This window comes from Acidovorax sp. (genome assembly GCF_046291265.1).
GTDB lineage: Bacteria > Pseudomonadota > Gammaproteobacteria > Burkholderiales > Burkholderiaceae_C > Acidovorax.
The window spans coordinates 15,326-29,220 of sequence record NZ_JBKBTV010000019.1; the positions used below are offsets into that span (position 1 = coordinate 15,326).

Genomic DNA, 13,895 nt, shown 5'->3' on the forward strand with positions numbered 1-13,895 from the left:
GCAAGAGAAGTCTTGTCTTTCATTGCGCCGCTCCTTTCGCAACCGCAGGAGCCGTCACCATCACACCTGCCGGGCTGGCACCCACATCGAGACTCGCCCAGCCCTCCATACCCAATGCTTCCAGGACTTCGATATTTCGCTCGAAAATGGCCTCCGCTTCAGGAAAAACCTCCACTGCACGATCAATGCTTTCCTCCCGCAGCAAATGCAAGGTCGGATACGGCGCACGGTTGGTGCAGTTGGTCACGTCGTTCACATCGGTCCCAGCAAACTGAAACTGCGGATGAAAGCTGGCGATCTGCACGGTACCCGTCAAGTCCATGGCATCCAAGACCGCCTCTGCCTTTTCCAAAAAGTCATTGAAGTCCAGAAAGTCCTGCAGGCAATGCGGCAGCAGGATCAAGGTGGTGTCTCTGGTCTGGGGAGACATCCCCACCAAAGCACCCAGCTCCGTGCGCAACAGCTCCAGCACCTCCGCGGGATCTTCCGTCGTAGTCACCGCATAGTGAACCTGCCCCTTCACATGCACGCCTTTGGCAAAAGGGCACAGGTTCAGCCCGATAACGGCCCGCTCCAGCCAGCGGACTGTGTCGTGAACAAACAAGCCTGCCGGATCCGAAGATCCGGCAGCGGGGACTGGGAGATGTGAAGTCATGAAGCAGGCGCGCGTGGCGCTGTGGAGTGCCTGCGAATTTTACCGGGCCTCAGTGGACGACCTGCCTTCATGGCCGTAGGCACAAATGTGCATTCAGAGCGCACGCGGCAATGCTGGAAGGTCACTACTTCAGCTCAATAGACGTCGCCCAGTGAGTCGTTCATGCTCTCGCGCGGCAAAGCGATCGGTCATCCCGGCAATGAAGTCAGCCACCGCACGAGCACGAAGCGGCCCGTCGTCCATGGACGCCTGCTCAGCAAAGGCGGCTTTCATTTCATGAGGAGCCGTGGTGTAAGCGGCAAACAGGTCTCGCACGATTTCTTGTGCATGGCCCGTGGTCTCCATCACCTGTGGGTGACGATAAAGGTTTTGAAACAAGAACCGTTTGAGCGTTTGCGAACGCTCGCGCATCGCATCGCTGAACATGACCAGTGGCGGACACTCTCTGCGGACGGCGTCGACATGTGCAGGCTTGCAATCGGCCAGTGCTTTCTGGGTGGCATCAATCACGTCGTAGACCTGCGCACTGAGCATGCGCCGGATCGCTTCATACAACAGGCGGCGGTGGAGCGAAGGCTGTCCAAGCTCCGGGTATTCCGCTTCGGCATCTGCACGGTAGCGATCAAATAAAGGCACATCCTGCAACTGCGCCAGCGTGATCAAGCCAGAGCGCACACCGTCGTCGATATCGTGCGCGTTGTACGCAATTTCATCCGCGAGATTGCACAGCTGGGCCTCCAGACTGGGCTGCTCCCGCCGCAAGAACCGGCCACCCACCCCACCGGGTTCCTGGTCTTCCAACTGCTGGGCGTGAAGCCTGGAGCAATGCTTGAGCACCCCTTCGCGCGTCTCGAAGGTCAGATTCAACCCGTCAAATTGCGGATAACGCTCCTCCAACTGGTCCACCACCCGCAGACTTTGCAGGTTGTGCTCAAAGCCACCGTGCCCACCCATACAACTGTGCAGCGCATCCTGCCCCGCATGGCCAAAGGGCGTATGCCCCAGATCGTGCGCTAGCGAAATGGCTTCGACCAAGTCTTCGTTGATGCGCAGCGACCGGGCTATGGAACGCCCCAGTTGAGCGACCTCCAGCGAGTGCGTCATCCGAGTGCGAAAGAGATCGCCTTCGTGGTTCAGAAAGACCTGCGTCTTGTAAACCAGGCGCCTGAACGCTGTGGAGTGAACGATGCGATCACGGTCCCGTTGGTAATCATTGCGTGTAGGGGCGGGACTCTCAGAAAAACGCCGCCCTCTACTGAAAGCCGGATCACATGCGTACGGAGACAAATCAAAGCGCTGAATCAAACCAGTTTCCCGCGTTTAATGCTACTTTTATTGATAGACACCCCCTCAGAGAGCGATGACCCGATTCATTTGCAGCAGGCATCGATCACTTCCCGCACCAGCGAATCCGGTGCGGGTCGCACTATTGCTTTACCCGGCCCGTCAATCAACACAAATCGAATTTCACCAGCCTCGGATTTTTTGTCTACACGCATCAAATCAAGATAGCGGCCAGCATTATCTACGGCGTCGATGACCGGGCCCTTCGTGGGCAGCCCCGCACGTCCGATCAGGCGCGTGAGTCGTCGGACAAACGACTCATCTACCAACCCAAGCCTCTTCGAAAGTTCTGCAGCCATCACCATGCCTGCAGCCACGCCTTCGCCATGTAACCAGACGCCATAACCCATACCCGCTTCGATGGCATGTCCAAACGTGTGGCCAAAGTTCAAGACGGCACGCTGCCCGGATTCGCGCTCATCCGAGCTAACCACCTGCGCCTTGATCTCGCAGCAGCGTTGCACTACGTGAGCCAACGCGTCCTCGTCTTTGGCCAACACGGCTTCTATCGACTCTTCTAGCCACTGAAAGAACACCATGTCATGTATGGGCCCGTACTTGATGACTTCAGCGATACCAGCTTGAAGCTCACGCAACGGCAGCGTATCCATGTATTGCAAGTCACAGACGACAGCGCGCGGTTGATAGAACGCCCCAATCATGTTCTTGCCAAGTGGATGGTTGATGGCCGTCTTGCCACCGACTGATGAATCCACCTGAGCCAAGAGCGTGGTGGGCAACTGCACAAAAGGAATTCCCCGCATGTAAGTGGCAGCGGCAAATCCAGTCACGTCGCCAATGACCCCACCACCCAGCGCAAATAGTACCGTCCCGCGGTCGCAGCCCCAACTCAGTAGCGCCGTCAGAATCTGGTTGAGCGAATCCCACGTCTTAAACTGTTCTCCATCGGGAATTTCAACCACCTCTACACGGTTGAATGTCTTATGCAAAGCAACGAGCACCTTAGACAGATGCAAGCGTGCAACTGTTGCGTTCGTTACCACAACAGCCACATTCTTCTTCATAGCCGAAGACAGCAGTACCTCACCTAAATCCATCGCAGAACCAATGGAAATTTCATAACTACGACTGTCAAGAAATATTTTTACAGAACGCATAAACTTTCTAAGGCGATAAATCAATTAACACGAAGTACGAGCTAGCAACAAGAAGAGAAACGGCATTTCGTGGACTCAAGACACACGCTAACTAGAGAGGTGAATTTCTGATGGATTAAATAATAAAAAAGGCCAACCTATAGGTTGGCCTTTTTACAAGCTGCAGTATGTCAGATGCAAGCTGCCGGTCCAGTGTCATCCCGGATGGTCAAAGTGATCGTCTGCTTCACAAGCTTCGCATCGTAAATATCGATCGGAATGACCACGTCAGGGCTGGCAGCAGCAATACAACGGTCTTGTCCTGCCTGCAAACCCACGGTCACCCTAGGCGGCGTGGAAACATTATCGATGGTCACGGCGTGGATCGCCGAATCCGTTGGGCTAACCAAAGCGCTGTAAGGGGCTGTACCACCTGTAATCAAGTACGTGACATTCACGTTGCTCGAGTCCAAGACCACTTGATTGGTAGGCGACACCGTCAGTGGTGCGGCAACTACAGGGGCGGCAGTCACTGTAACAGTAGCGCTAACTACCGCGCCTGTGGCATCAGTCACGCTGATGGTGGCAGTACCTGCAGCAAGCAGGCCGACAGATACTGCCGACCCAGCCAAAGAGGCGGAAGCCACCGATGTATTGGATGAGCTCGCTGTGTAAGGCGCTTTTCCACCGGCAATTGCCAGACTATTCGTACCACCCACGACCCCAGCTACCGCACTTGGCGTCAAAGTCAACGCTACTGTGCGCACGGCTTCGACGGTCACACTGATTTCGAAAGTGGCACCAGCGGCGTCTGTAACCAAAATCTTGGCAGAACCACCCTTCGGCTGCCCTACCAAAGTAATCGTGGCACCGGAAATACTGGCACTCACCACACTCGCGTCAGAAGTTGCCACCGTGTAAGGGCTGACGCCGCCGCGAAGGCTCAAGCTGCGCGTTTCACCAATGGCAAGGTTAACTGCCTGCCCCACGTTGCTTGTAATTGGGACAGCCTTGGCAGTCACAGAAATCTTAACTTGCTGAACCGGCAAGCTTGAGTCATAAACAACAACTTCTGATGTTCCGTCACCTTCCCCGCTGACCAAAACGAAGTTATCTGAACTCAAACCGACGTCAACAGATGCATCAGAACTAGTAATCGTATAGGGCGCCTTACCACCACGCACCTCAACTCCGGTAGAACCTGCGGCACCCACCGGCAGCGAAATTCCCGAAATCGGTGGATACAAACGGAGTACCGCGGCCGCCCCATTGGGCGTTCCTTCTCCCCCACCACCACCACCACAGGCTGCCACAAACAACACAGCGGCCGAGAAAAATATTTTAGAGATTATTTTCATATTAATTCACCATTGATATTCAACGCCGAGGCCCATTTTCAGAAATTACCTTTGGAGTAATGAAGACCAGCATTTCTTGTTTATTCATCGATTTAGTACGAGTTTTAAACAAGTTCCCAACCCCAGGCAAATCACCTAAGAGAGGGACCTTGCTCTCGGAACTATCCTCAAATAATTCAAAAATGCCTCCAATAACAACCGTTCCACCATTCTCTACGAGTACTTGGGTCTTAATATGCTTGGTATTAATAGCTCTTACGTTATTGAGAACCTCGCCAGGACTATCTTTATTGACGTCCAAGTCAAGAATAATATTTCCTTCGGGCGTAATTTGAGGAGTTACCTCAAGCTTCAACACCGCTTTCTTGAACGCTATAACTGTCCCCCCATTTGGAGCAGTAACAGGATACGGAAACTCGGTCCCCTGCTCGATAGAAGCCTTAGTCTGATCTGCGGTCACAACGCGCGGGCTTGAAACTATCCTACCCTTACCATCTGCTTCAAGAGCAGAAATCTCGAGATTCAAAAAGCGATTTGCCGCAGAATTAAAAATTGAGATTGCAAAACTTGATGGATCATATCCGCCAACCGCTTGCGCTGGCAAGTTAACAAAGTTGCCCGATGTATTAACTGCCCCACCTGCGCCGCTGGACGCAACTGCATTCGTGTAGCTGGTACCAAAGGCTACGCGGTTAGCCCCTCCAATTCCATATCCCCCATCCCCGCCTCGGCCCGCACGCAAATCTGCGCCACCCAGTCGAACACCCAAAGAGCGTCCGAAGGTATCCGTCGCCTCAACGATTCTCGCTTCAATCATTACCTGACGTACAGCCACGTCTAAACTAGCAAGTAGCTGCCTCACATCTTCTATTTTCGCCGCAGTATCGGTAACAAATAACTGATTGGTGCGTGGCTCTGAAATAGCGCTACCCCGCTCAGACAAAAATCTTGTGGAAACGCTACCTCCGGAAGCGCTGGTGGCCAATTGAGCCAAAATATCGGCGGCTTTGGCATAGTTCAATTGGAAAGCTTGTGTTCGGAGAGGCTCCAACTTCTGGATCGCTTGAACCGCCTCAAAGTCTTTTTTGGTGCGAGCATCTATCTCGTCCTTAGGAGCAATCCAAAGCACCGTGCCAGATTTCCTCATCCCCAAACCCTTGGCATCCATAATAATCTGGAGCGCTTGATCCCAGGGTACGTCTTTCAATCGCAAAGTCAGAGACCCAGTCACCGTATCTGAAGTGACAATATTGAAATTAGTAAAATCTGCAATTACCTGCAAGAGCGATCTAACCTCAATATTTTGGAAATTCAGAGACAACTTTTCACCGCTGTACCCTGGCCCCTGGGTTAACTTACTTAGATCTACCTTTTTCTGACGTACCTCTACAACAAACTGACTGTCGCTTTGGTATGCGCTGTGCTCCCAGTCGCCATTCACCTCGATGTTCATCCTGACACGCTCGCCGACTTGAGACGTCGTCACGAGCTGCACAGGCGTGCCAAAATCCGTCACGTCTAACTTCCGTCGCAGACCCTCAGGCAGTGAAGAGCGCAAAAATTCAATCGTAACCCCTTTAGCTTGCTGCTGGAGATCAACGCCTACTTGCGAATTTCCCAAAGCAATAACAACTCGGCCCGATCCGTCGGCCCCTCTCCTAAAATCGATGTCCTTCAGCGGCACAATTTCAGAGCTAAAACTTTCGGGAATTGATGATGAGTTAATTGCCCCTGCTACAGAGCCACCCGAAACCGGGTCCAGAGTTATAAATATCGAGGCGCCCTGTAGCTCTGCGCGATAAGAGGTAGGCGATTTCAAATTGAGCACGACACGAGATCTATCGCCAGCTTGAACTATAGAAATAGACCTCAAATTACCTTGGTTGATATCGAAATTAGACCTCCCAGTAGAGTTAGCGACCCCTGGAAAATCTAAGGCAATTCGAGCCGGAGACTGGATCGCAAAACCGGTAGGAACTGAATTCATACTTTCATTGAGATCGATTCGTACTACTTCGAACCCTCCCTGAACATGGCCAGAAATCTGCTGGATCGCCGATTGCGCCTGAACTGACAGACCCGCGACCGCAAGAGACAAACCAACCAAAGCACATCGGCAGTGGCGAAGAATATTAACGCTAGTGTATTTCATTTTTTCCCCTCTTGCAGATCAAGCGATGTAATACGCTCCATCCAGTCACCGGTCGCATCCTGTACTATTTCACGCAACTGAATTTGGTTTTCAGTAATTTTTACTATTTTTCCGTAATTTTGTCCGAGATAATTTCCCTGCTTAACCTGATAGAGAAGATTATCAACTTTAAGCAAAGCCGTAGGGTTCCCGGTCTTATTAAGACTCCCAACCATCGCCATAACATCCAAAGGAAAAGCTTCTAACGCTTCTTTTCGCCGAGCCATTTCTGGAGCGATAAGCGTAGCATTTGAAGCAATTTGCGTCGAATCGCGACGCAATGCTTGAGTTAACTTGACCTGATTGAAAGGCTCAACAGATCCTTCAGCAGAATATGCTTGCGGAACAAACTTTTTTGGCTCAGTGAGCGCAGTAACTCGGGACTTAGTATTTGCACGTTGCTCTGAAATCCAAGCACGCAGCTCATCATTACCCGTAGGTACGCACCCCCCAACAAGAAGCGTCATCAAGATGAGAAGGCGGCGCTGACCGTTAAAATTCATTTTTTCGCCCCAGTCTTCTGAGCTTGGATTTCCTCGGGATCCAAATAACGGAAAGTTCTAGCCGTCGCGTCCATTGTGAGGCTTGCGCTATCTCGTGCCGACGGGGTAATAGAAATATTATTGATTGTTACAATTCGTGAAAGATGCGCTATATCGGACGCAAACGAGCCAATATCATGATACCGACCAGAAACACGCACCGAAATTGGTAGCTCCGCGTAATAATCCCGAACAATAATCTGACCTGGTCGAAATAGTTCAAACTGAAGACTGCGCCCTAGCCCAGCTTGATTGATATCAGACAAAAGCGCCGCCATCTCAGCTTTACTTGGGAGTTGCTTTTCAAGTTGAATTACGTATTGCTGAATCTGCTCTCGCTGCTTCTTCAAGGCCTCTAGGCTAACGGCTTTTACTAGTTTTTTCTGATAATCTTCTCGCAATGCGACTTCCTTCGTTCGCTCCGAATTCAGTTCGACTTCGTAATCAGCCAAGACAATAAACCAAAGCGCAGTCGAGACTGCCGCAGCGATGAAAAGGCACAAGAACCCTTTTGGTAAGCTGGGCCAAAGTGATGGATCTTTGGTATCCAAATTCTTGAACTGCCTCTGAAAACCATTCATAGCCTCAGAGAAATTAAAATTTTCTTTAGTCCCTCTTGCCATGCTATTTCCCCCCCGAAGCAGAGGCATTTGAGCTCGCTGCGTTAATAGCCTTTTGCGCTTCGCTTGCTCGCACCAATTGGAATCGCAAATTGAACGTAGCTACGCGCCGCTGATCCCTCGGAGTCAAGGACAAATTATTAGCAACAATTTCAATAAGCTCGGGCTTCGTGAACCATGGAGTATTACTCGCAATGTTTCGAAGCATTTCCGAAACACGTTCATTAGATTGCGCCATTCCTTGCATGGTAATAGTTTGCCCGGCTTGCCGCAGGTTGGTTATGTAAACGCCGTCTGGTAGTTGTTGAACCAACTCGTTTAGCAAATGCACAGGCAAATTTCTGTCCGACTGCAGATCTTCAACCGCTTTCTGCCGCGCTTGCAGCGAAGCTATTTCCTCTTCAATAGAAGCAATTTCCTTTATTTGGCTTTCTAGCACCTTAATTTCGCCTTGAAGAAAAATGTTTTTCTCCTGCTGATCCGTGATCATTATCTGAAACCACCAGTAAATCGCACCAGAGATTGCCAAACCGACCAGTAACGACGCGAACATCGTAGCCTGAAAAGCCTCTTTTCTGCGCTTACGTGCAGCCTCCCGGTGCGGAAGTAAATTAATCAATATCACTGCAAAAACCTCCGCATGGCCAACCCACAAGACGTCAGGTAAGACGGTGCTTCACGGACCATTTTTTTCAATCGGACGGAACTTCCGATTTCCATACCATCGAAAGGATTGACCGCGCTGCAAGCAAACCCAGTCTGCTGTGTAACCGCTTCAGTCAGCCCAGGCAGAGGAGCCGAGCCCCCAGCAAGCATGATGTGGTCCACGCGGTTGTGCGGCGTACTGGTAAAGAAGAACTGCAATGCCCTTCCAATTTCTTGAGCCATGCTGTCTACGAATGGACGCAGAACTGCCGCTTGATAATCTTCTGGCAGGTCACCATTGCGCTTCTTACTCTCCGCCTCTTCCACCGAAAACCCGTATTGGCGGACAATCAATTGTGTCAACTGGGCACCGCCAAAAGCTTGGTCGCGGTCATACAAAACTTCTTCGTTTCGGATGACTTGCATACTGGTAGTTAAGGCCCCAACCTCGAAAAGTGCCACCATGGCGTCTACGCCGTTTTTGGGCAATGCTTCGATCAGTCGCCCCGCAGCGAGTCGAGAGGCATGGGACTCGATGTCCACAACAACAGGCTTAAGCCCTGCGGCCTCCGCCAGGCCTTGGCGATCTTGAACTTTCTCACGTCGGGAAGCTGCGATCAGCACGTCGACATCCCCAGGCGCGTTCTTGCTCGGCCCAATCACACAGAAGTCCAAACTCACTTCGTCTAGCGAAAATGGAATGTATTGATTGGCCTCGGATTCAACTTGCACTTCAAGCTCTTGCTCTGTCATTCCACCAGGCAAGGTGATCTTCTTGGTAATGACCGCAGACGGTGGAAGCGCGAGTGCGACGTTTTTCGTTCTGGTACCGCTTTTTTTAACCAGTCGACGCAAGGCGTCTGCAACCTCATCGAATTTCTCGATATTGCCGTCGGTGATCCAACCGCGCTCCAGCGGCTCGATAGCACAACGCTCTAGAACCAGACTACCCGCCTTATCACGACCCAACTCGACCAGCTTGACACTAGAAGAGCTGATATCGATTCCCAGCAGCGGTGCAGACTGGCGACTGAACAAAGACCCCATTGAGCTCAAGATTGGTCCCCTGTAACTTGCCGAAATGAGGCAACAAAACTTAACACTTCACATGAATGCTATCAGTAAGATAGTTCTCCGGCAAAGAATTTTCCCGCTGTAACACCTTTGGAGCGTTGCCAAAAGCAGACGGAAATTTGTCTTGATGCAACGCCACTTAGCGCGAGTGAAGCGCCTTTCGGCAAGTTCGACAGAACCACAGGCGACGCATTTCAGTCGTCCTTGGGTCAGACATTTTTTATAATGCACTGTCTTACCCCATCGGAGCGATATGCCGCGGACCTCCCCCTCGAAACCCTCCGAGAAGAAATCGGACAGCACCTCAACACGACAACTCCCCACTTGGCTTCACTGGGTTTTCCGCGTTTTTCTTTGGTTGACAGGGCTTGCCGCGGCGGGCGCGCTGGCACTTGTTCTGACGATCGCCGTGGCCCTTGCAGTGGCCTATCCGAATCTTCCAGACATCTCTGACCTTGCAGACTACAGGCCGAAACTGCCTTTGAGGGTCTACTCTTCAGAAGGCGCGCTCCTGGGAGAGTTTGGGGAAGAGCGGCGCAATCTCACACCGATTGGAGAGATTCCCAAGGTCATGAAGGATGCCGTCCTCGCCATTGAGGACACTCGCTTTTTTCAACACGGCGGCGTCGACTACAAAGGCGTGATGCGAGCGGGTCTTGCAAATTTAGGCAAAGTGAAAAGCCAAGGGGCTTCGACCATCACGATGCAGGTGGCTCGCAATGTTTATCTCTCTTCAGAAAAAACATTCACACGCAAAATTTACGAAATCTTACTGACATTCAAATTAGAGCATTTGTTGTCAAAAGACCAAATTCTTGAGATTTACATGAACCAGATTTATCTGGGCAATCGGGCTTATGGATTTGCAGCGGCTTCAGAGGCTTATTTTGGTAAACCGCTTAAATCCGTCTCTATTGCAGAGGCGGCCATGCTGGCAGGGTTGCCCAAGGCGCCTTCGGCTTACAACCCCATCAGTAACCCAAAGCGTGCTCGCTCGCGCCAGCTTTACATCATTGAACGCATGCAGGAGAACGGGTTCATTTCTGCACAAGATGCGGTCAATGCGAAGAAAGAAGAGCTGAAGATCCGCTCGGGCCCGGACAACACGCGAGTGCACGCAGAGTACGTGGCGGAGATGGCGCGGCAGCTCATCTTTGCTCAGTACGGGAACGAGGCTTACACCCGAGGATTGAACGTCTACACCACGCTCAACGCCGCCGAGCAGGACGCGGCCTATGGGGCGCTGCGCAAGGGCATCATGGACTACGAGCGACGACAGCAGTATCGTGGCCCTGAAAAGTTTGTAGCGCTCCCCACCGCTGCCCAAGAGGTTGAGGACGCCATTGACGACGCGCTCGCCAACCACCCGGACAACGGCGACGTGCTCTCGGCAGTCGTGCTGGAGGCGAGTGCGCGCAAGATCGTTGCGGCACGTGCCAACGGCGATGCGCTGGAGATTGTGGGCGATGGGCTCAAGCCCGCCCAATCAGGACTCGGTGACAAAGCCCCCCCCAACATCAAGATTCGTCGCGGAGCGGTGATCCGTGTAGTCAAGACGCCCAAAAACACCTGGGAAATCACACAGCTGCCGGAGGTCGAGGGCGCTTTCGTTGCCCTGGATCCTCGTACCGGAGCCATTCGTGCGCTGGTGGGTGGGTTTGACTTTGACAAGAACAAGTTCAATCACGTCACGCAAGCGTGGCGCCAGCCAGGCTCCAGTTTCAAGCCCTTTATCTACTCAGCGGCCCTGGAGAAGGGGTTCACACCAGCGACCATCGTGAACGACGCTCCCCTTTTCTTTGACGCCGGCGTGACAGGCGGCCAACCGTGGGAACCGAAGAACTACGACGGCAAATACGATGGCCCTATGAGCCTGCGCACCGGGCTCGCCAAGTCCAAGAACATGATCTCCATTCGTGTGCTCCAGGCCGTTGGCCCCAAGGCGGGGCAGGAATGGGTCTCGCGGTTCGGATTTGATGCGGATCGACATCCTGCTTATCTGACCATGGCGCTGGGCGCAGGCTCCGTGACGCCGTTGCAGGTGGCAGCTGGGTATTCCGTGTTTGCCAATGGCGGCTATCGCATGAACCCTTGGCTTATCACCAAGGTCACGGATCACAAAGGCCGCGTCATCTCCGAGACCACGCCCCCAGTGACCAGCGAACAGCCGCGGGCCATTGATGCGCGCAACGCTTTCATCATGAACAGCTTGCTGCAAGAAGTGACTCGCTCCGGAACAGCTGCACGCGCTCAGGGCACGCTCAAACGGCCCGATTTGTACGGGAAAACAGGAACGACCAATGATTCGTGGGACGCGTGGTTTGCAGGGTACCAACCGACCATCGCGGCGGTGACCTGGATTGGCTACGACACACCGCGCAACCTTGGCAATCGCGAGACGGGGGGCGGGCTCAGCCTGCCCGTCTGGATCAGTTTTATGCAGCAGGCACTCAAAGGCGTGCCCGTGATGGAGACACCAGTACCCCCTGGCGTGGTGAACGTAGGGGGCGAATGGTTCTACGACGAATACGCGCGCAACGGGGGCGTGGGAAGCGTCGGGCTGGATGATAAATCGGCATCCCCAGCGGTGGCACCCACAACGCCACCGCCCGCAGAGGAACGCAGCCGAATTCTCGATCTGTTCCGCAACTGATTGATCGGTTCATCCCCTCATTTCCCACAGTCCGATCAACCCCAACTGAGCAGCTGCCCGTCCCGGCACGCTGCTCACACAGGGTCAGGCAGTAAAGGCCAGCGGCAGCCCGGACTGCAAAGCCGCATCGCGGCTGAGGCATGCAAAGAACTCCCCCGCTCCTTTGGTGTCTTGCCACAGGCTGCCATCAAACCGGTAGTGGTACCCCCCAGACTTTGCGGCCATCCAGACCTCATGCAATGGCTTTTGCAGGTTGATCACGATCTGACTGCGGTTGGGGAATGTGAGGGTCACCATACCGCCTGAGCGCTGGGCGTCGACATCAGCGTCGGTGGTGTCATTGATCCAGTCACAACTGCGCTCGACGCCGGCAAGCAGTTTTTCGGCGTGGTCCAGAAATTCAAGGTCGGTCATTACAATTTGCGCATGTTGAAAGCTTCCCAAATTCTAGTCAGGACACTTGTCCTTGCTGCCAGTGCGGCGGCCCTTGCAGGTTGCGGACAACGTGGGCCACTGTTTCTGCCCACCGGGCCAGCGGCCACCCAGAGGGCTACCTTGCCGCAGACGCTCACTCCGGGCGGCAGTTCTTCCGCTGCAGAAGTAACGGCACCCGCCGCAGCCCCGGCCGCATCAGCTCCCCGCTGAGAGCACGGGTGTAAGAACCGTTCAAGGTCTTTTCGGGGTCGCCGAAAAGACCTTGAACAGGTTCTAAGACCACCGTGCGTGGTCATTCTCTCTTCGCTTGATCTCCATCAAGCACCCGACGCCGTGGCACTCGTACAGTCTGCGCTTTATTGCACCGCAGGACGGCCATGGCCATCGAACTCTACCGCGACAAGAACCATGCTTGCCTGATGTTCACCGACCTCATTGAAGAGGACGGCCAGGCGGTGCAAGCCAACCAGTTTTTGATTGTGGACGACGACACGGGCGCGATCATCGACCCGGGCGGCAACCTCGCATTCAATGAGTTGTTCATAGGAATGACCCAACATTTCCCGCCCCAAAAGCTGTCGTACGTGATCGCCTCCCATGCCGACCCGGACATCATTGCATCGCTCGACCGGTGGATGACAAGCACCAAGGCCCATTTGGTGATCTCGCGGGTGTGGGAGCGTTTTGCGCCGCACTTCACCAAGGTGGGCAAGACGGAAAACCGCGTCATCGGCGTGCCCGACAGCGGCGGCCATCTGCCGCTGGGACGCCATGAGCTGGTGCTGCTGCCCGCGCATTTCATGCACTCCGAAGGCAACTTTCACTTCTATGACCCGGTAAGCCGCATCTTGTTCACCGGAGACCTCGGGGTGTCAATGATGTCGGGCGCCGAAGCGCGCGTGCCCATCACCGATCTCAAGGCGCACATTCCGCGCATGGAAGGGTTTCACCGCCGGTACATGGTGTCCAACAAGATCCTGCGCATGTGGACGCGCATGGCACGGCAGCTGGACATCTCGATGCTGGTGCCGCAACACGGCGCCCCCATCGTGGGCAAGGAAGCGATCAACGATTTCTTCCACTGGATCGAAAACCTGATGTGTGGCATCGATCTGTTTGACGACAGGGCCTACCAGATCCCTACGGCCTTTATCGACCCCGTCACGCGCCAGATGCGCCCGGCCCTGCCGCAAATGGCTCGTTGACTCGAAAATATGAGTCAAATAGGCCTCTAGCGCTTATCCAATAAGCGCTAATAGCTATATATTTTATAGCAAACTA

13 protein-coding genes are annotated in these 13,895 nt (G+C 53.5%); 3 read left to right on the forward strand and 10 right to left on the reverse strand.

Going from position 1 to position 13,895, the window contains the following annotated elements:
* Window positions 1–19: 19 nt before the first annotated feature.
* The 9 genes from ACK41V_RS09635 to ACK41V_RS09675 all read right to left on the reverse strand — a co-directional run bounded on the left by ACK41V_RS09635 (window position 20) and on the right by ACK41V_RS09675 (window position 9,508).
* On the reverse strand, window positions 20–655 hold the full coding sequence (locus tag ACK41V_RS09635; RefSeq protein WP_409781228.1) for a DUF1415 domain-containing protein: 636 nt from the start codon (window positions 653–655) through the stop codon (window positions 20–22).
* 129 nt (window positions 656–784) lie between these two features.
* Window positions 785–1,957, reverse strand: a complete 1,173-nt coding sequence (locus ACK41V_RS09640; protein WP_409781371.1) for a deoxyguanosinetriphosphate triphosphohydrolase — start codon at window positions 1,955–1,957, stop codon at window positions 785–787.
* A gap of 68 nt (window positions 1,958–2,025) precedes the next feature.
* A complete protein-coding gene (aroB, locus tag ACK41V_RS09645) occupies window positions 2,026–3,117 on the reverse strand; it encodes a 3-dehydroquinate synthase (RefSeq protein WP_409781231.1) in 1,092 nt (363 codons plus the stop codon).
* 170 nt (window positions 3,118–3,287) lie between these two features.
* Window positions 3,288–4,454: a hypothetical protein gene (locus ACK41V_RS09650; protein ID WP_409781234.1), complete on the reverse strand. Its 1,167-nt coding sequence runs from the start codon at window positions 4,452–4,454 to the stop codon at window positions 3,288–3,290.
* Between the two features lie 19 nt (window positions 4,455–4,473).
* On the reverse strand, window positions 4,474–6,606 hold the full coding sequence (pilQ, locus tag ACK41V_RS09655) for a type IV pilus secretin PilQ (RefSeq protein WP_409781236.1): 2,133 nt from the start codon (window positions 6,604–6,606) through the stop codon (window positions 4,474–4,476).
* Entirely contained in the window at window positions 6,603–7,112 is a 510-nt protein-coding gene (locus ACK41V_RS09660; protein ID WP_409781374.1) for a pilus assembly protein PilP, read from the reverse strand. The genes pilQ and ACK41V_RS09660 overlap by 4 nt, the downstream gene beginning before the upstream one ends.
* 32 nt (window positions 7,113–7,144) lie before the next feature.
* A complete protein-coding gene (locus tag ACK41V_RS09665) occupies window positions 7,145–7,810 on the reverse strand; it encodes a type 4a pilus biogenesis protein PilO (protein ID WP_409781239.1) in 666 nt (221 codons plus the stop codon).
* Window position 7,811: 1 nt separating this feature from the next.
* Window positions 7,812–8,432, reverse strand: a complete 621-nt coding sequence (locus tag ACK41V_RS09670; RefSeq protein ID WP_409781242.1) for a PilN domain-containing protein — start codon at window positions 8,430–8,432, stop codon at window positions 7,812–7,814.
* On the reverse strand, window positions 8,429–9,508 hold the full coding sequence (locus ACK41V_RS09675) for a pilus assembly protein PilM (RefSeq protein ID WP_409781245.1): 1,080 nt from the start codon (window positions 9,506–9,508) through the stop codon (window positions 8,429–8,431). Before ACK41V_RS09675 ends, ACK41V_RS09670 begins: the two co-directional genes overlap by 4 nt.
* 271 nt (window positions 9,509–9,779) lie before the next feature.
* Between ACK41V_RS09675 and ACK41V_RS09680 the strand changes: the two genes are divergently transcribed.
* The gene (locus ACK41V_RS09680; RefSeq protein ID WP_409781248.1) at window positions 9,780–12,179 is read left to right on the forward strand and encodes a penicillin-binding protein 1A; all 2,400 of its coding nucleotides are present in this window, start codon (window positions 9,780–9,782) and stop codon (window positions 12,177–12,179) included.
* 84 nt (window positions 12,180–12,263) lie between these two features.
* Here ACK41V_RS09680 and cyaY read toward each other — a convergent pair whose 3' ends face one another.
* Complete coding sequence (gene cyaY, locus ACK41V_RS09685) at window positions 12,264–12,593, reverse strand: iron donor protein CyaY (protein ID WP_409781251.1); 330 nt, start codon at window positions 12,591–12,593, stop codon at window positions 12,264–12,266.
* A gap of 12 nt (window positions 12,594–12,605) precedes the next feature.
* On the opposite strand from cyaY, the gene lptM reads away from it, so the two are divergent.
* Together lptM and ACK41V_RS09695 are read left to right on the forward strand one after the other, a co-directional pair.
* Window positions 12,606–12,824 carry an LPS translocon maturation chaperone LptM gene (lptM, locus tag ACK41V_RS09690; RefSeq protein ID WP_409781254.1) on the forward strand — a complete coding sequence of 73 codons (219 nt, stop codon included), beginning with the start codon at window positions 12,606–12,608 and terminating at the stop codon, window positions 12,822–12,824.
* A 167-nt stretch (window positions 12,825–12,991) separates the two neighbouring features.
* On the forward strand, window positions 12,992–13,819 hold the full coding sequence (locus tag ACK41V_RS09695) for an MBL fold metallo-hydrolase (RefSeq protein WP_409781257.1): 828 nt from the start codon (window positions 12,992–12,994) through the stop codon (window positions 13,817–13,819).
* Window positions 13,820–13,895: the final 76 nt, after the last annotated feature.